The 15,398-nt window shown below is 67.0% G+C and carries 25 protein-coding genes; all 25 read right to left on the reverse strand.

Annotated elements, in window-relative coordinates; genetic code table 11:
• Window positions 1-178: 178 nt before the first annotated feature.
• The 25 genes from rplO to rpsL all read right to left on the reverse strand — a co-directional run bounded on the left by rplO (window position 179) and on the right by rpsL (window position 14,626).
• Window positions 179-625: a 50S ribosomal protein L15 gene (gene rplO / locus ACFXI3_RS45185; RefSeq protein WP_009072329.1), complete on the reverse strand. Its 447-nt coding sequence runs from the start codon at window positions 623-625 to the stop codon at window positions 179-181.
• A complete protein-coding gene (rpmD, locus tag ACFXI3_RS45190; protein ID WP_004558875.1) occupies window positions 622-807 on the reverse strand; it encodes a 50S ribosomal protein L30 in 186 nt (61 codons plus the stop codon). The genes rplO and rpmD overlap by 4 nt, the downstream gene beginning before the upstream one ends.
• 1 nt (window position 808) lies before the next feature.
• Window positions 809-1,456: a 30S ribosomal protein S5 gene (gene rpsE / locus ACFXI3_RS45195; RefSeq protein WP_067583695.1), complete on the reverse strand. Its 648-nt coding sequence runs from the start codon at window positions 1,454-1,456 to the stop codon at window positions 809-811.
• Between the two features lie 31 nt (window positions 1,457-1,487).
• The gene (rplR, locus tag ACFXI3_RS45200) at window positions 1,488-1,889 is read right to left on the reverse strand and encodes a 50S ribosomal protein L18 (protein WP_116204588.1); all 402 of its coding nucleotides are present in this window, start codon (window positions 1,887-1,889) and stop codon (window positions 1,488-1,490) included.
• Entirely contained in the window at window positions 1,889-2,428 is a 540-nt protein-coding gene (gene rplF, locus ACFXI3_RS45205) for a 50S ribosomal protein L6 (RefSeq protein ID WP_344270191.1), read from the reverse strand. The genes rplR and rplF overlap by 1 nt, the downstream gene beginning before the upstream one ends.
• A gap of 16 nt (window positions 2,429-2,444) precedes the next feature.
• Window positions 2,445-2,843: a 30S ribosomal protein S8 gene (gene rpsH / locus ACFXI3_RS45210; RefSeq protein WP_116204586.1), complete on the reverse strand. Its 399-nt coding sequence runs from the start codon at window positions 2,841-2,843 to the stop codon at window positions 2,445-2,447.
• A 106-nt stretch (window positions 2,844-2,949) separates the two neighbouring features.
• Window positions 2,950-3,135, reverse strand: coding sequence for a type Z 30S ribosomal protein S14 (locus tag ACFXI3_RS45215; RefSeq protein ID WP_116204585.1), 186 nt, complete (start codon window positions 3,133-3,135; stop codon window positions 2,950-2,952).
• A gap of 4 nt (window positions 3,136-3,139) precedes the next feature.
• Entirely contained in the window at window positions 3,140-3,703 is a 564-nt protein-coding gene (gene rplE / locus ACFXI3_RS45220) for a 50S ribosomal protein L5 (protein ID WP_037816262.1), read from the reverse strand.
• Between the two features lies 1 nt (window position 3,704).
• Window positions 3,705-4,019: a 50S ribosomal protein L24 gene (gene rplX, locus ACFXI3_RS45225; RefSeq protein WP_033291190.1), complete on the reverse strand. Its 315-nt coding sequence runs from the start codon at window positions 4,017-4,019 to the stop codon at window positions 3,705-3,707.
• Window positions 4,019-4,387: a 50S ribosomal protein L14 gene (rplN, locus tag ACFXI3_RS45230; protein WP_004558867.1), complete on the reverse strand. Its 369-nt coding sequence runs from the start codon at window positions 4,385-4,387 to the stop codon at window positions 4,019-4,021. Before rplN ends, rplX begins: the two co-directional genes overlap by 1 nt.
• Before the next feature lie 75 nt (window positions 4,388-4,462).
• Window positions 4,463-4,741, reverse strand: a complete 279-nt coding sequence (rpsQ, locus tag ACFXI3_RS45235; protein WP_116204582.1) for a 30S ribosomal protein S17 — start codon at window positions 4,739-4,741, stop codon at window positions 4,463-4,465.
• On the reverse strand, window positions 4,738-4,983 hold the full coding sequence (gene rpmC / locus ACFXI3_RS45240) for a 50S ribosomal protein L29 (RefSeq protein WP_009072314.1): 246 nt from the start codon (window positions 4,981-4,983) through the stop codon (window positions 4,738-4,740). The genes rpsQ and rpmC overlap by 4 nt, the downstream gene beginning before the upstream one ends.
• Window positions 4,983-5,399 (reverse strand): 50S ribosomal protein L16, encoded by a 417-nt coding sequence (gene rplP / locus ACFXI3_RS45245; protein ID WP_009072313.1) that lies wholly within the window; start codon window positions 5,397-5,399, stop codon window positions 4,983-4,985. Before rplP ends, rpmC begins: the two co-directional genes overlap by 1 nt.
• Before the next feature lie 3 nt (window positions 5,400-5,402).
• Window positions 5,403-6,245 carry a 30S ribosomal protein S3 gene (gene rpsC, locus ACFXI3_RS45250; RefSeq protein ID WP_101436015.1) on the reverse strand — a complete coding sequence of 281 codons (843 nt, stop codon included), beginning with the start codon at window positions 6,243-6,245 and terminating at the stop codon, window positions 5,403-5,405.
• On the reverse strand, window positions 6,245-6,658 hold the full coding sequence (gene rplV / locus ACFXI3_RS45255) for a 50S ribosomal protein L22 (RefSeq protein WP_344270166.1): 414 nt from the start codon (window positions 6,656-6,658) through the stop codon (window positions 6,245-6,247). Before rplV ends, rpsC begins: the two co-directional genes overlap by 1 nt.
• A gap of 28 nt (window positions 6,659-6,686) precedes the next feature.
• On the reverse strand, window positions 6,687-6,968 hold the full coding sequence (gene rpsS / locus ACFXI3_RS45260; protein WP_003102083.1) for a 30S ribosomal protein S19: 282 nt from the start codon (window positions 6,966-6,968) through the stop codon (window positions 6,687-6,689).
• A gap of 18 nt (window positions 6,969-6,986) precedes the next feature.
• Window positions 6,987-7,820: a 50S ribosomal protein L2 gene (rplB, locus tag ACFXI3_RS45265; RefSeq protein WP_037816266.1), complete on the reverse strand. Its 834-nt coding sequence runs from the start codon at window positions 7,818-7,820 to the stop codon at window positions 6,987-6,989.
• Window positions 7,821-7,835: 15 nt separating this feature from the next.
• Window positions 7,836-8,147, reverse strand: a complete 312-nt coding sequence (gene rplW / locus ACFXI3_RS45270; protein WP_009072304.1) for a 50S ribosomal protein L23 — start codon at window positions 8,145-8,147, stop codon at window positions 7,836-7,838.
• Window positions 8,144-8,833 (reverse strand): 50S ribosomal protein L4, encoded by a 690-nt coding sequence (rplD, locus tag ACFXI3_RS45275; RefSeq protein WP_344270155.1) that lies wholly within the window; start codon window positions 8,831-8,833, stop codon window positions 8,144-8,146. The genes rplW and rplD overlap by 4 nt, the downstream gene beginning before the upstream one ends.
• 2 nt (window positions 8,834-8,835) lie before the next feature.
• A complete protein-coding gene (gene rplC, locus ACFXI3_RS45280; protein WP_344270152.1) occupies window positions 8,836-9,486 on the reverse strand; it encodes a 50S ribosomal protein L3 in 651 nt (216 codons plus the stop codon).
• A 72-nt stretch (window positions 9,487-9,558) separates the two neighbouring features.
• Window positions 9,559-9,864 carry a 30S ribosomal protein S10 gene (gene rpsJ, locus ACFXI3_RS45285; RefSeq protein ID WP_003102098.1) on the reverse strand — a complete coding sequence of 102 codons (306 nt, stop codon included), beginning with the start codon at window positions 9,862-9,864 and terminating at the stop codon, window positions 9,559-9,561.
• A gap of 419 nt (window positions 9,865-10,283) precedes the next feature.
• Window positions 10,284-11,477, reverse strand: a complete 1,194-nt coding sequence (gene tuf, locus ACFXI3_RS45290; RefSeq protein WP_037816270.1) for an elongation factor Tu — start codon at window positions 11,475-11,477, stop codon at window positions 10,284-10,286.
• A gap of 129 nt (window positions 11,478-11,606) precedes the next feature.
• On the reverse strand, window positions 11,607-13,706 hold the full coding sequence (fusA, locus tag ACFXI3_RS45295; protein WP_344270144.1) for an elongation factor G: 2,100 nt from the start codon (window positions 13,704-13,706) through the stop codon (window positions 11,607-11,609).
• A gap of 75 nt (window positions 13,707-13,781) precedes the next feature.
• Window positions 13,782-14,252 (reverse strand): 30S ribosomal protein S7, encoded by a 471-nt coding sequence (gene rpsG, locus ACFXI3_RS45300; protein ID WP_007031033.1) that lies wholly within the window; start codon window positions 14,250-14,252, stop codon window positions 13,782-13,784.
• Window positions 14,252-14,626: a 30S ribosomal protein S12 gene (gene rpsL / locus ACFXI3_RS45305; protein WP_003102113.1), complete on the reverse strand. Its 375-nt coding sequence runs from the start codon at window positions 14,624-14,626 to the stop codon at window positions 14,252-14,254. The genes rpsG and rpsL overlap by 1 nt, the downstream gene beginning before the upstream one ends.
• Between the last annotated feature and the right edge of the window lie 772 nt (window positions 14,627-15,398).

Here is a 15,398-nt window from a genome sequence, read left to right on the forward strand (position 1 = left end):
AGCTTGTCAAGGCATCTTTCCCGCCTTGACAAGCACCCCCGAACCGTCAGCACAATCAAGCTTCGGGGTGCCCCACGCAACCAAGGGGCCAATGTCGCCGCCAGGCGACGAGCCAAGCAGACAAAACAAACGGACCCGCCCGGAAAACCGGACGGGCCCGCTTCACAACGCAGCCAGATCAGCTAACGGTGGCCGAACCACCAGCAGCCTCGATCTTCTCCTTGGCAGAGCCAGAGAAAGCATGCGCGGTCAGCTCGAGCTTGACCCCGTTCAGGTCCCCGTTCCCGAGCACCTTAACCAGCTTGCCCTTGCGAACAAGCCCATTCGCGGCCAACTCCTCCGGACCGACCTTGCCACCGTCGGCGAACACCCGGGCGATGTCGCCCACGTTCACCGGCTGGTACTCGGTGCGGAACCGGTTCTTGAATCCACGCAGCTTCGGCAGCCGCATGTGGATGGGCATCTGCCCACCCTCGAAGCCGGCGGGCACGTTCTTCCGGGCCTTGGTGCCCTTCGTACCGCGACCGGCGGTCTTGCCCTTCGAACCCTCACCACGGCCGACGCGGATCTTGTCGCGCTTGGCGCCAGGAGCCGGACGAAGGTGGTGGATCTTGATGGCGGTCATGCCTGGACCTCCTCGACCTCCACCAGGTGGCGGACGGTGTGGATCAGGCCGCGCACCTGGGGGGTGTCCTCACGCACGACGCTCTGGCGGATCTTGCGCAGCCCGAGGGTGCGCAGCGACTCGCGGTGAGCGTGCTTCGTGCCGATCTTGCTCTTGACCTGAGTGACCTTGAGCTGAGCCATGTCAGACCCCCTGGCCGGCACGCTGACGCAGCATCCGGGCCGGGGCGACGTCCTCGAGCGGCAGACCGCGGCGAGCGGCCACCTCCTCCGGACGCTGCAGGCCCTTCAGGGCCGCCACGGTCGCGTGCACGATGTTGATCGCGTTGTCGGAGCCGAGCGACTTCGACAGCACGTCGTGGACGCCCGCGCACTCCAGCACCGCGCGCACCGGGCCGCCGGCGATAACACCGGTACCAGCGGAGGCGGGACGGAGCAGCACGACACCGGCGGCTTCCTCACCCTGGATCGGGTGCGGAATGGTGCCGGCGACGCGCGGAACGCGGAAGAAGTTCTTCTTCGCTTCCTCGACGCCCTTGGCGATGGCCGCGGGAACTTCCTTGGCCTTGCCGTAGCCGACGCCGACCTGACCGTCGCCGTCGCCGACGACCACCAGGGCGGTGAAGCTGAAGCGACGACCGCCCTTGACGACCTTGGCGACGCGGTTGATCGTCACGACCTTCTCAAGGTGCGGGGTCTTGTCCTGGCCGGCCCCGCCACGGCCGCCGTCGCGCCGGTCCCGGCCGCCACCGCGGCGGTCGTTGCGGTCGTTGCCGCCCTGACCGCCCGGTCCGCCCTGGCCGCCGCCGAATTGCCGTGTACGTCCCGGCATCAGGCTTTCCTTCCATTCACGAGCATGTGCATCAGAACTTCAACCCCGCCTCACGGGCGGCGTCGGCAAGCGCGGCGATGCGGCCGTGGTAGGCGTTGCCGCCACGGTCGAACACCACGGCTTCGATGCCGGCGTCCTTGGCGCGCGAAGCCACCAGTTCGCCGACCTTCGCCGCCTTGGCCTTCTTGTCGCCCTCGAACGACCGGAGGTCGGTCTCGAGGGTGGACGCCGACGCCAGCGTGTGACCGGCGAGGTCGTCGATCACCTGCACGGTGATGTGCCGCGAGGACCGCTTGACGACCATGCGCGGACGCACCGGCGTGCCGCTGATCTTCTTGCGGAGCCGGAAGTGCCGACGGGTCTTGGCGACGCGGCGGCGGGTCGAGATGTCCTTGCCGACCGGCTTGCGCTTCGTGGTAGTCGTGTCGCTCATCACTTACCCGTCTTTCCGACCTTGCGGCGGATCTTCTCACCCTCGTAGCGCAGGCCCTTGCCCTTGTACGGGTCCGGGCGGCGCAGCTTGCGGATGACCGCGGCGGTCTGGCCGACCTTCTGCTTGTCGATGCCGGAGACCGAGAACCGGGTCGGCGACTCCACCTTGAAGGTGATGCCTTCCGGGGCCTCGATCTTGACCGGGTGGCTGTAGCCGAGGGCGAACTCGAGGTCCGAGCCCTTGGCCTGCACGCGGTAACCGACGCCGTGGATCTCAAGCTTCTTCTCGTAGCCCGCGGTCACGCCCACCACGAGGTTGTTCACCAGCGTGCGGGTGAGACCGTGCAGGGCGCGGCTCGTGCGCTCGTCGTCCGGACGCTTCACCAGGAGCGTGCCGTCCTCGCCGCGCTCGACGAAGATCGGCTCGGCGACGGTGTGCTCCAGGGTGCCCTTCGGACCCTTGACCTTGACGTTCTGGCCGTCGATGGTCACCTCGACCCCGGAGGGGACGGCGACCGGCAGCTTTCCGATGCGTGACATGTCTGTGCCCCCTTCCTTACCAGACGTAGGCGAGGACTTCGCCGCCCACGTTGTTGCGCTTGGCCTGCCGGTCGGTCTGCAAGCCGCCGGACGTCGAGATGATCGCGACGCCGAGGCCACCCAGAACGGACGGCAGTTCGGTCGATTTTGCGTAGACCCGCAGACCCGGCTTGGAGACGCGGCGAAGGCCGGCGATGCTCCGCTCGCGGTTGGGGCCGTACTTCAGCTCCACGATGAGGTTCTTGTGCTTCTCGCCCGGCTCGTCGCGGTAGCTCGCGATGTAGCCCTCGCGCTTGAGGATCTCGGCGATGTTCGCCTTGATCTTCGAGTGCGGAAGCACGACCTCGTCGTGGTACGCCGAGTTCGCGTTGCGCAGACGGGTCAAGAAGTCTGCGATCGGGTCGGTCATCGTCATGGTGACCTGTCAACCTTTCTCGCCTGGTTCCCCGCCTCGCCCGGCCGGAGAGGTCTCCGGCCGGGTCGGCGGGGCCTGTGGCGAACTGGGAATAGAGTTTCGAGCCTTACCAGCTGGACTTGTGAACACCGGGCAGTTCGCCCGCGTGCGCCATCTCCCGGAGGCAGATCCGGCACAGGCCGAACTTGCGGTAGACCGAGTGCGGACGGCCGCACCGGTTGCACCGGGTGTAGCCGCGCACCGCGAACTTCGGCTTCTTCGAAGCCTTGCTGACTAGCGCTTTCTTAGCCATCGGCTCAGTTCTCCTTGAACGGGAAACCGAGCTTGCGCAGCAGCGCCCGGCCCTCGTCGTCGGTGGTGGCGGTCGTGACGACGGTGACGTCCATGCCGCGAGGGCGGTCGATGTCGTCCGGGTTGATCTCGTGGAACATCGACTGCTCGTTGAGACCGAACGTGTAGTTGCCGTTGCCGTCGAACTGCTTGGGCGAAAGCCCGCGGAAGTCGCGGATACGGGGCAGCGCGATGGTCAGCAGCCGGTCGAGGAACTCCCACATCCGGTCGCCGCGCAGCGTGACGCGCGCGCCGATCGGCTGTCCCTCGCGGAGCTTGAACTGCGCGATGGACTTGCGGGCCTTCCGGATTTCCGGCTTCTGCCCGGTGATCAGGGCGAGGTCGCGGACCGCGCCGTCGATCAGCTTGCTGTCCCGGGCGGCGTCCCCGACACCCATGTTCACGACGATCTTCACGACGCCGGGAATCTGGTGCACGTTGGGGATGGAGAACTCCTTCTGGAGTTCGCCCTTGATCTCTTCGCGGTACCGGGTCTTCAGACGCGGCACGATCTTCTCTGCGGTGGTCATGTCAGATGTCCTTGCCGTTCCGGCGCGAGACCCGGACCTTCTTGCCGTCCTCGCCGATGCGGTAGCCCACCCGGGTCGGCTTGCCGTCCGAGTCCACGACCATCACGTTCGACACGTGAATAGGCGCTTCCTGCGTCACGATGCCGCCGGACTGGGCGCCACGCTGGGTCTGGGTGATCCGGGTGTGCTTCTTGATCCGGTTGACACCCTCGACCAGCACGCGCTCCCGCTCGGGGTAGGCCTGAATGACCTTGCCCTTCGCGCCCTTGTCCTTGCCGGCGATGACGACGACCGTGTCGCCCTTCTTCACCTTCATCACAGCACCTCCGGCGCGAGCGAAATGATCTTCATGAACTTTCGGTCGCGCAGCTCGCGGCCCACCGGGCCGAAGATGCGGGTGCCCCGGGGCTCGTTGTCGTTCTTGATGAGCACGGCGGCGTTCTCGTCGAACCGGATGTAGGAACCGTCCGGACGACGGCGCTCCTTCACCGTGCGGACGATGACAGCCTTGACGACATCGCCCTTCTTCACCCCGGCGGCCGGGATGGCGTCCTTCACGGTGGCGACGATGATGTCGCCGATGCCGGCGTAGCGCCGCCCGGAGCCGCCGAGCACGCGGATGCAAAGGATTTCCTTCGCGCCCGTGTTGTCGGCAACCCGAAGCCGCGACTCCTGCTGGATCACGTCAACTCCTGTATGTCGCGCTGGTTCTCGCTTGCGGGCGAGCCTTGCGGAACCAAGGACTCCGAAGAGCCCTGCTTACTTGGCCTTCTCCACGACCTGCACCAGACGCCAGCGCTTGGTCGCCGACAGCGGCCGGGTCTCCATCAGCGTGACCCGGTCGCCCACGCCCGCCTCGTTGTTCTCGTCGTGCACCTTGACCTTGGTGGTGCTGCGGAGAACCTTCGAGTAGCGCGGGTGCTTCTTGCGGTCCTCGAGCTCGACCACGATCGTCTTGTCCATCTTGTCCGAGACGACGTAACCCTCGCGGACCTTGCGGTAGTTCCGGGCGGTCTTCTCGGTGGCAGCCTCGCTCATGCGGCACCTTCACTTTCGGCGTCGGGCGCCACGGACAGGCCGAGCTCGCGCTCGCGCATGACCGTGTAGATCCGCGCGATGTCCGTGCGGACGGTGCGCAGCCGACGGTTGTTGTCCAGCTGCCCGGTCGCCATCTGGAAGCGGAGGTTGAAGAGCTCCTCCTTGTATTCCTTCAGACGCAGCACGAGCTCTTCGGCGGTGAGCTCACGCAGCTCGGATGCCTGTGCGGCTCCGTTAGCCATCAGAACTCACCTTCCCGGGTCACGATGCGGCACTTCATGGGGAGCTTGTGGATCGCGCGGCGGAGCGCCTCGCGGGCGGTCTCCTCGTTCGGGAAGCTGATCTCGAACATCACGCGACCCGGCTTCACGTTGGCGATCCACCACTCGGGCGAACCCTTGCCGGAACCCATGCGGGTTTCCGCGGGCTTCTTGGTCAGCGGGCGGTCCGGGTAGATCGTGGTCCACACCTTGCCGCCGCGCTTGATGTGACGGGTCATGGCGATACGAGCGGACTCGATCTGCCGGTTCGTCACGTAGCTGTGCTCAAGCGCCTGGATGCCGTACTCGCCGAAGTTGACCTTGGTACCGCCCTTGGCGGCGCCGTGGCGCTTCGGGGAGTGCTGCTTGCGGTGCTTGACCCTGCGCGGGATGAGCACGTCTCAGCCCTCCGTCTTTTCTGCGGTCTCAGCGGCCGGGGCCGCCTCAGTCGCGTTGTCGCTCTTCGCAGCGGCTGCGGCGCGGCCGGCCTCGGTCGAGGTCGGGGTCGTGCCCGACGCGCCGGAACGGCGCGGACGGGACGGCCGGTCGCCACGGTCGCGGCGGGGGGCCCGCTCGGCAGCCGCGGCGGCGTCGCGCGCCTCGCGGGCCTTCAGGCCGCCGACCAGCTCGCCCTTGTAGATCCACACCTTCACGCCGATGCGGCCGAACGTCGTCTTGGCCTCGAAGAAGCCGTAGTCGATGTCGGCGCGCAGCGTGTGCAGCGGGACCCGGCCGTCGCGGTAGTGCTCGGAACGGGACATCTCGGCGCCGCCGAGACGACCGCCGCACTGCACGCGAATGCCCTTGACCTGCGGCGAGCGCATGGAGGTCTGGATCGCCTTGCGCATCGCGCGGCGGAACGCCACGCGGTTGCTCAGCTGCTCCGCGACACCCTGGGCGACCAGCTGCGCGTCGGCCTCGGGGTTCTTCACCTCGAGGATGTTCAGCTGGACCTGCTTCTTGGTCAGCTTCTCCAGCGCGCCGCGGATCCGGTCGGCTTCCGCGCCGCGGCGGCCGATGACGATGCCCGGCCGGGCGGTGTGGATGTCGACGCGAACGCGGTCACGGGTGCGCTCGATCTCGACCTTGGAGATGCCGGCGCGCTCCATGCCGGTGGAGAGCAGCTTGCGGATCTTGACGTCCTCGGCCACGTACTCCGCGTACTGCTTGTCGGCGTACCAGCGCGACTTCCAGTCAGTGGTGATACCCAGGCGGAAGCCGTGCGGGTTGATCTTCTGGCCCACTACCGGCCACCTGCCTTCTTGTTGCTCTTCTTCTCCGCAGGCCGCGACTCGACCACCACGGTGATGTGGCTGGTGCGCTTGCGGATCCGGTACGCACGGCCCTGGGCACGCGGACGGATGCGCTTGAGGGTCGGGCCCTCGTCGGCGGTCGCGGACTTGATCCAGAGCGTCTCCGGGTCCAGCTGGAGGTTGTTCTCGGCGTTGGCCGCCGCGCTGGCGATGACCTTCGCGAGCTGCGTGCTGGCAGCCTGCGGCGCGAACCGGAGCACGGCCAAGGCCTCGCTGACGCTACGACCCTTGACGAGCTCGATCACCCGGCGCACCTTCATCGGCGCGTCCCGGACAAAGCGAGCCCGCGCGACGGCCGTGGGCAGCTCTTCTGCCGTGGCCGTGGCGTTTGACTGGGCGTTCATCTGCTTCCCTTAACTTTCTCTGGCCCGCTCAGCGGCGGCGCGACTTGCGGTCGTCCTTGATGTGGCCCTTGAAGGTCCGCGTCGGGGCGAACTCGCCCAGCTTGTGACCCACCATCGCCTCGGTGACGAACACCGGGACGTGCTTGCGGCCGTCGTGCACCGCGATCGTGTGACCCAGGAAGTCCGGGATGATCGTGGAGCGCCGCGACCAAGTCTTGATCACGGTCTTCTTGCCCGATTCGTTCAGCGCGTCCACCTTCTTGAGCAGGTGGTCGTCCACGAACGGGCCCTTCTTAAGGCTGCGTGGCATGTGCTTCTACCTCCCTGCTCAGCGCTTCTTGCCGGTACGCCGGCGGCGGACGATCAGTTTGTCGGACGGCTTGCTCTTGCGAGTACGGCCTTCGGGCTTGCCGTTCGGGTTCACCGGGTGGCGACCACCGGACGTCTTGCCCTCGCCACCGCCGTGCGGGTGGTCGACCGGGTTCATCACGACACCACGGACAGTCGGGCGCTTGCCGCGCCAGCGGTTGCGGCCCGCCTTGCCCCAGTTGATGTTCGAGTGCTCCGAGTTGCCGACCTCGCCGACGGTCGCGCGGTTGCGCACGTCCACGTTGCGGATCTCGCCCGAGGGGAGACGCAGCTGGGCGTAAGGACCGTCCTTGGCGACGAGCTGCACGCGGGCGCCGGCGGACCGGGCCATCTTCGCGCCGCCGCCGGGGCGGAGCTCGATCGCGTGGATCACGGTGCCGACCGGGATGTTGCGCAGCGGCAGGTTGTTGCCCGGCTTGATGTCGGCGCGGGGGCCGTTCTCAACCGTGTCGCCCTGCTTCAGCTTCTCCGGCGCGATGATGTAGCGCTTCTCGCCGTCGGCGTAGTGCAGCAGCGCGATGCGCGCGGTGCGGTTGGGGTCGTACTCGATGTGCGCGACCTTGGCCGGCACGCCGTCCTTGTCGTGACGACGGAAGTCGATCACGCGGTAGGCGCGCTTGTGGCCACCGCCCTTGTGCCGGGTGGTGATCTTGCCCGAGGCGTTGCGGCCGCCGGTCTTGCTCAGCGGACGCAGCAGCGACTTCTCCGGCGTGGACCGGGTGATCTCGGCGAAGTCCGAGACGCTCGAACCGCGACGACCCGGGGTCGTCGGCTTGTACTTGCGGATGCCCATTGTCAGCTCAGTCCTTTACGCGGTGGGTCCGCCGAAGATCTCGATCGCCTTGCTCTCAGGCGAAAGAGTCACGATGGCGCGCTTGGTGTCCTTGCGCTTGCCGAAGCCGGTACGAGTCCGCTTCCGCTTGCCCTGGCGGTTGGCCGTGTTGACGCTGACGACCTTCACGCCGAACACCTTCTCGACCGCGATCTTGATCTGGGTCTTGTTGGCGTCCGGACGGACGATGAACGTGTACTTGTGGTCCTCGAGCAGTCCGTAGGACTTCTCGGAGATCACCGGCGCGAGCAGGATGTCGCGGGGGTCCGGAATGGCGACCGAGCTCACTTCTCGTCACTCCCTTCCGAAACCTCGCTCGACCGCGCGAGGGCCTTGACGACCTTCCCGCGGACGGGGCCTGCCACGAACGCGTCGTAAGCGGCCTTGGTGAACACGACGTCGTCGTTGACCAGGACGTCGTAGGTGTTGAGCTGGTCAGCCCAGATCAGGTGCACGTACGGCAGGTTCCGCGCGGACACCCAGGCGAGCTCCTCGTCGCGGTGCAGGACCACGAGAACGCGCTTGGCCTGGGTCGCGGCGGCGATCGCCGTCTTGGCGGTCTTGGTCGACGGCTTCTCGCCGGAGACCAGTTCCGTCAGGACGTGCAGCTGGCCGGCGCGAGCCCGGTCGGAGAGGGCGCCACGCAGAGCGGCGGCCTTCATCTTCTTCGGGGTGCGCTGGGTGTAGTCGCGCGGCGTGGGGCCGTGCACGACGCCACCGCCGGCGAACTGCGGCGCGCGGGTCGAACCCTGGCGGGCGCGACCGGTGCCCTTCTGCCGGTACGGCTTCTTGCCGCCACCGGAGACCTCACCGCGGGTCTTCGTGTCGTGCGTGCCCTGGCGCGCGGCGGCCAGCTGGCCCACCACGACCTGGTGCATCAGCGCGACGTTGGCCTGCACGTCGAAGATCTCCCCGGGGAGCTCGACGGTGCCGTCGGCTTTACCGGCCGGAGTCTTCAGCTCGACGTTCGTCATCGTCAGTTTCCACCCTTCGCGGCACTGCGCACGAACAGCAGGCCGCCCTTGGGACCGGGCACCGCGCCCTTGATCAGCAGCAGGCCGTCCTCGGCACGCACCGCGTGCACGGTCAGGCCCTGCGTGGTGACCCGGTCGCTACCCATCCGGCCCGCCATCCGCAGGCCCTTGAACACGCGGCCGGGCGTGGCGCAGCCGCCGATGGAACCCGGCTTGCGGTGCACGGCCTGCGCACCGTGGCTCGCGCCCTGGCCCTTGAAGCCGTGGCGCTTCATGACGCCGGCGTAGCCCTTGCCCTTGCTGGTACCGGTCACGTCGACCGAGGTCCCGGCCTCGAACACCTCGGCGGTGATCTCCTGGCCGACCTCGTAGGTCTCGGCGTCGGTGGTGCGCAGCTCGGCAACGTGGCGACGCGGGGTCACGCCCGCCTTGTCGAAGTGGCCGGTGCGCGGCTTGTTCACCTTGCGCGGGTCGATCGCGCCGAACGCCAGCTGCACGGCCGCGTAGCCGTCTTTGTCAGTGGTCCGAACCTGGGTCACCACGTTCGGCCCGGCCTTGACGACAGTGACCGGGATGACCCGGTTCTGCTCGTCGAAGACCTGGGTCATGCCGAGCTTGGTGCCCAGGATGCCCTTCATTTGCCTGTCAGACATGAGTCCGTCTCTTTTGTCTCTGCCGCTCGCCTGTGTCCAATGGTCGGACCCTGCAAGCAGGTCCTCCGACGCTTACTGGATGTTGACGTCGACGCTCGCCGGGAGGTCGATGCGCATGAGCGCGTCCACCGTCTTCGGCGTCGGGTCGAGGATGTCGATCAGACGCTTGTGCGTGCGCATCTCGAAGTGCTCGCGCGAGTCCTTGTACTTGTGCGGCGAGCGGATGACGCAGTAAACGTTCTTCTCGGTAGGCAGCGGCACCGGCCCGACAACACGGGCGCCGGTGCGCGTGACCGTTTCCACGATCTTGCGCGCCGAGGTGTCGATCGCCTCGTGGTCGTAGGCCTTGAGCCGGATGCGGATCTTCTGTCCCGCCATGGTGGCTGCGTTCCTTGTCGTCTCGTGCCGCTTTGTCTCGTCAACCTGGGCCGGAGCCCGGGTTTCAGCAGTTCAACGGCCCTGTCCCCGGTCCACGCGGTCGGGCGTGTCGCGCCCGCCGCACAGACGGATCCCTAAGGATCGTCGTCTTGCCTGGTCTTCCTCTTACGTGAGGAGGCCGCGGGCCGACCTGGTCTGAACAAGCACCGCGGTCGTCCCTACTGGCCTTTGCCCGCTAGCCTCACCCGAAGGAAGAGCTCCACGGACCGTGGCCACTCGCGCCAGGGCGGCCGGAACCCAGTCGATTGAAAACCGATGAGGGTTCGGCCGCCCCAGGACGAGCAACCTGAATAGTGTCGCACACGTGAGTTGACGCCCTGAACTCGGGGGTGTATTGACCCGAATTCAGGGCGCCGACGTCACTTGTTGATCTTGGTAACCTGGCCCGCGCCGACGGTCCGGCCACCCTCGCGGATGGCGAAGCGCAGACCCTCGTCCATGGCGACCGGCTGGATCAGCACGACGCTGATGTCCGTGTTGTCGCCCGGCATGACCATCTCGGTGCCCTCGGGGAGGGTCACGACGCCGGTCACGTCGGTGGTGCGGAAGTAGAACTGCGGGCGGTAGTTGTTGAAGAACGGGGTGTGCCGTCCGCCCTCGTCCTTGGACAGGATGTAGACCCGGCCCTCGAACTCGGTGTGCGGGGTGGTGGTGCCCGGCTTCACGACGACCTGGCCGCGCTCCACGTCCTCGCGCTTGATGCCGCGCAGCAGGAGGCCGACGTTGTCGCCCGCCTGGCCCGAGTCGAGCAGCTTGCGGAACATCTCGACACCGGTGACGGTGGTCTTGGTCGACTTCTCGCGGATACCCACGATCTCGACCTCTTCGTTGACGTTGACCTGGCCGCGCTCCACGCGACCGGTCACGACGGTGCCGCGGCCGGTGATCGTGAAGACGTCCTCGATCGGCATCAGGAAGGGCTTCTCGAGCTCGCGCACCGGGTCCGGCACATTGTCGTCGACGGCGTGCATCAGCTCGAGCACGGCGTCGGCCCACTTCTGGTCGCCCTCGAGAGCCTTGAGGCCGGAGACGCGCACGACCGGCGCGTCGTCGCCCGGGAACTCCTGCGAGGACAGCAGCTCGCGGACCTCCAGCTCGACGAGCTCGAGGATTTCCTCGTCGTCGACCATGTCGGCCTTGTTCAGCGCCACCACGATGTAGGGCACGCCGACCTGGCGGGCCAGCAGCACGTGCTCGCGGGTCTGCGGCATCGGGCCGTCGGTCGCCGCGACCACCAGGATCGCGCCGTCCATCTGCGCGGCACCGGTGATCATGTTCTTGATGTAGTCGGCGTGACCGGGGGCGTCCACGTGTGCGTAGTGACGCTTCTCGGTCTGGTACTCGACGTGCGAGATGTTGATCGTGATGCCGCGCTGCTTCTCTTCCGGCGCGTTGTCGATCTGGTCGAACGCACGGGCTTCGTTCAGCTCCGGGTACGCGTCGTGCAGAACCTTGGTGATCGCCGCGGTCAGCGTGGTCTTGCCGTGGTCGACGTGACCGATGGTGCCGATGTTGACGTGCGGCTTGCTCCGCTCGAACTTCGCCTTCGCCACTGGAATGTCCTCCTGGACTGATTTCGCGTTGTGCTCGTGGGGCAGCGTGGCTGCTGCCCCACGAATGTTCCTTCGTCGTTGCTGCGGACGTTCAGGAGAGTTCCTTAATGCCCGCGCGCGGTGAGGGAGTTACTCCCCCGTCGCCTTCGCGATGATTTCCTTCGCGACGTTCGCGGGAACCTCGGCGTAGGAGTCGAACACCATGGAGTAGTTCGCCCGGCCCTGGGTACGGGACCGCAGGTCGCCGACGTAGCCGAACATCTCCGACAGCGGGACCAGTGCCTTCACGACACGGGTACCGGCGCGCTCCTCCATGGCCTGGATCTGGCCACGGCGGGAGTTGAGGTCGCCGATCACGTCGCCCATGTAGTCCTCGGGAGTCGTGACCTCGACGGCCATCATCGGCTCGAGGATGACCGGGCCGGCCTTCCGGGCGGCTTCCTTCATCGCCATGGAGCCGGCGATCTTGAAGGCCATTTCGGAAGAGTCGACCTCGTGGTACGCGCCATCCAACAAGGTGAACTTCAACCCGACGAGCGGGTAGCCGGCCAGCACGCCGTACTGCATGGCGTCCTGCGCGCCCGCGTCGACCGACGGGATGTACTCCCGCGGCACGCGGCCACCGGTGACCTTGTTGTCGAACTCGTAGAGAGCACCGTCGGTGCGCTCGAGCGGCTCCAGCTTCACGATGACCTTCGCGAACTGGCCGGAACCACCGGTCTGCTTCTTGTGGACGTAGTCGAGCTTGTCCACGGTCTTCTTGATGGTCTCGCGGTAGGCGACCTGCGGCTTGCCGATGTTCGCCTCGACCTTGTAGTCGGACTTCATCCGGTTGACGAGCACCTCGAGGTGGAGCTCGCCCATGCCGGCGATGATCGTCTGACCGGTCTCCTCGTCGAGCTGGACCTGGAAAGTCGGGTCCTCCTCGGCGAGCTTCTGGATCGCCAGGGACAGCTTCTCCTGGTCGGCCTTCGTCTTCGGCTCGATGGCCACCCGGATAACCGGGTCCGGGAAGGTCATCGACTCGAGGACGACCGGGTTCTGCGCGTCGGCGAGGGTGTCACCGGTCGTGGTGTCCTTCAGGCCGATGACCGCGTAGATGTGGCCGGCCAAGGCCTCGTCGACCGGGTTCTCCTTGTTGGAGTGCATCTGGAAGATCTTCCCGATGCGCTCCTTGCGCTCCTTGGTCGCGTTGACGACCTGGGCGCCGGAGGCGACCTTGCCCGAGTAGACCCGGATGTAGGTCAGCTTGCCGAAGAACGGGTGCGCGGCGATCTTGAACGCCAGAGCCGAGAACGGCTCCTCGGTCGTCGCGTGCCGGGTGACCGGGGTCTCGCCGTCCGGAAGCAGGCCCTCGACCGGCGGCACCTCGAGCGGCGACGGCAGGTAGTCGATGACCGCGTCCAGCATCGGCTGCACGCCCTTGTTCTTGAACGCGGAGCCGGCGAGCACCGGGAACGCCTCGCGGGTGACGACCAGGTGGCGGATGCCGCCCTTGATCTCGTCCTGGGTCAGCTCCTCGCCCTCGAGGAACTTCTCCATCAGCGCGTCGTCGGTCTCGGCGACGGCCTCGACCAGCTTCTCGCGGTACTCGGCGGCGCGGTCGGCCAGCTCGGCCGGGATGTCCTCGACGGCGTAGTCGTCGCCCTTCTGCACCTCGCCGCGCCAGACCAGGGCCTTCATCCGGACCAGGTCGATGACGCCCTCGAAGTCGTTCTCCGCGCCGATCGGCAGCTGGATGGCCAGCGGCCGGACGCCGAGACGGTCCGTGATGGTCTGCAGGGTGTAGTAGAAGTCCGCACCCAGCTTGTCCATCTTGTTGACGAAGCAGATGCGCGGGACGTCGTACTTGTCCGCCTGCCGCCAGACCTGCTCGGACTGCGGCTCGACGCCTTCCTTGCCGTCGAAGACCGCGACCGCGCCGTCGAGCACCCGCAGGTTGCGCTCCACCTCGACGGTGAAGTCGACGTGCCCGGGGGTGTCGATCAGGTTGATCTGGTAGTCGTTCCAGAAGGTGGTGGTGGCAGCCGAGGTGATGGTGATGCCCCGCTTCTGCTCCTCCTCCATCCAGTCCATGGTGGCGGCGCCGTCGTGGACTTCGCCGAGCTTGTAGTTGATCCCGGTGTAGAACAGGATCCGCTCGGTGGTGGTGGTCTTACCGGCGTCGATGTGCGCCATGATGCCGATGTTGCGGACCTTGTTGAGGTCGGTCAGCACTTCACGTGCCACGAGAATGTTCCCCTGTCTCGAACGTGGGGCCCGGCATGGCTCGACCCGAAGGACCGGGCGGCGGCACCGGACTACTTACCAGCGGTAGTGCGCGAAGGCCTTGTTCGACTCGGCCATCTTGTGCGTGTCTTCACGGCGCTTGACGCTGGCGCCAAGGCCGTTGCTCGCGTCCAGCAGCTCGTTCTGCAGCCGCTCGATCATCGTCTTCTCGCGGCGGGCCTGCGAGAAGGAGACCAGCCAGCGCAGCGCCAGCGTGGTGGAACGACCGGGCTTGACCTCGATCGGCACCTGGTAGGTGGCGCCACCGACGCGGCGGCTCTTCACCTCGATGGTGGGCTTCACGTTGTCGAGCGCGCGCTTCAGCGTGACGACCGGGTCGGTGCCCGTCTTCTCGCGAGCGCCTTCGAGAGCGCCGTAGACAATGCGCTCGGCCAGGGACCGCTTGCCGTCCTTCAGCACCTTGTTCACCAGCTGGGTGACCAGCGGGGAGGCGTAGACGGGGTCGGAGATCAGCGGCCGCTTCGGCGCCGGACCCTTGCGAGGCATTAGCTCTTCTCCTTCTTCGCGCCGTACCGGCTGCGCGCCTGCTTGCGGTTCTTCACACCCTGGGTGTCGAGCGAACCGCGGATGATCTTGTAGCGAACACCCGGCAGGTCCTTAACCCGGCCGCCGCGCACGAGCACCATGGAGTGCTCCTGGAGGTTGTGGCCTTCACCCGGGATGTACGCGGTGACCTCGATACCGCTGGTCAGCTTCACACGAGCAACCTTGCGCAAGGCCGAGTTCGGCTTCTTGGGAGTCGTGGTGTACACGCGGGTGCACACGCCACGACGCTGCGGGCTCCCCTTGAGGGCCGCGGTCTTCTGCTTGGCAGCCTTGTCCTGGCGGCCCTTGCGGACCAGCTGCTGGATCGTGGGCAATGGACCAGCTTCCTGTCGTGATCTTGCTTCTTCGTGTCTTCACCGGTCCCCGCGGTCGGGCGTGTCGGCCCGCGTCACGGTCTCGCGACCGGTAACTTCCCGGAGGGATTTTCCGTCGGAACCCCACGTGGCGAGGCCGGTGAACCGGGTGCAAAAGCACCCCGCTCATGCCCAACGGCACGCGGAGCGGCCCGACGCCTGCCGGGCACGGTCTCCAAAGATACCCGTCCACTCGCGGAGCGGTCCGGGCGGGGGGTCGCTACGGTCGCCGACCGGTCATCGTAACCCCAGATCGGGGCCTTGGGACGGCACCGCGCGGGACTTCCCGACAAGGAGAACGCCGGGCTCCGGGACGCTATTCCGGAGCGGGTTCCCGCGGTCAGGGCACACGAGAGTTCGCATGCCGGGACGGGGCGACCAACGAATGGACGCGCGCCCGGCCCCGCGGCTTCCCGCACCCAATGTGGCGTTCGGTGCGTTCAGCGCACCCAATGTGGCGTTCGGTGCGTTCAGCGCACCCAATGTGGCGTTCGGTGCGTCAGATGCACCCAATGCCACATTGGGGTGTTCTCAGCAGCGCGGCGGGTGGCGAGTTCGTTGTGACGCACTAGCCCAGCGGGATGCGGAGCACAGCCTGGCGAGACGGGCGGCATGGCTCCGTTTGCCGCGAAAGCCGCGAAAAGTCCGTGAGGGGAACCCTGAGGGACTCTGATTCCCTCAGGGTTCCCCTCACGGACTTTCGGCATCGCGCGCCAAGCTCATCGGCGGCGAG

Source organism: Amycolatopsis sp. NPDC059235, assembly GCF_042754125.1.
Classification (GTDB): Bacteria; Actinomycetota; Actinomycetes; order Mycobacteriales; family Pseudonocardiaceae; genus Amycolatopsis; species Amycolatopsis albidoflava.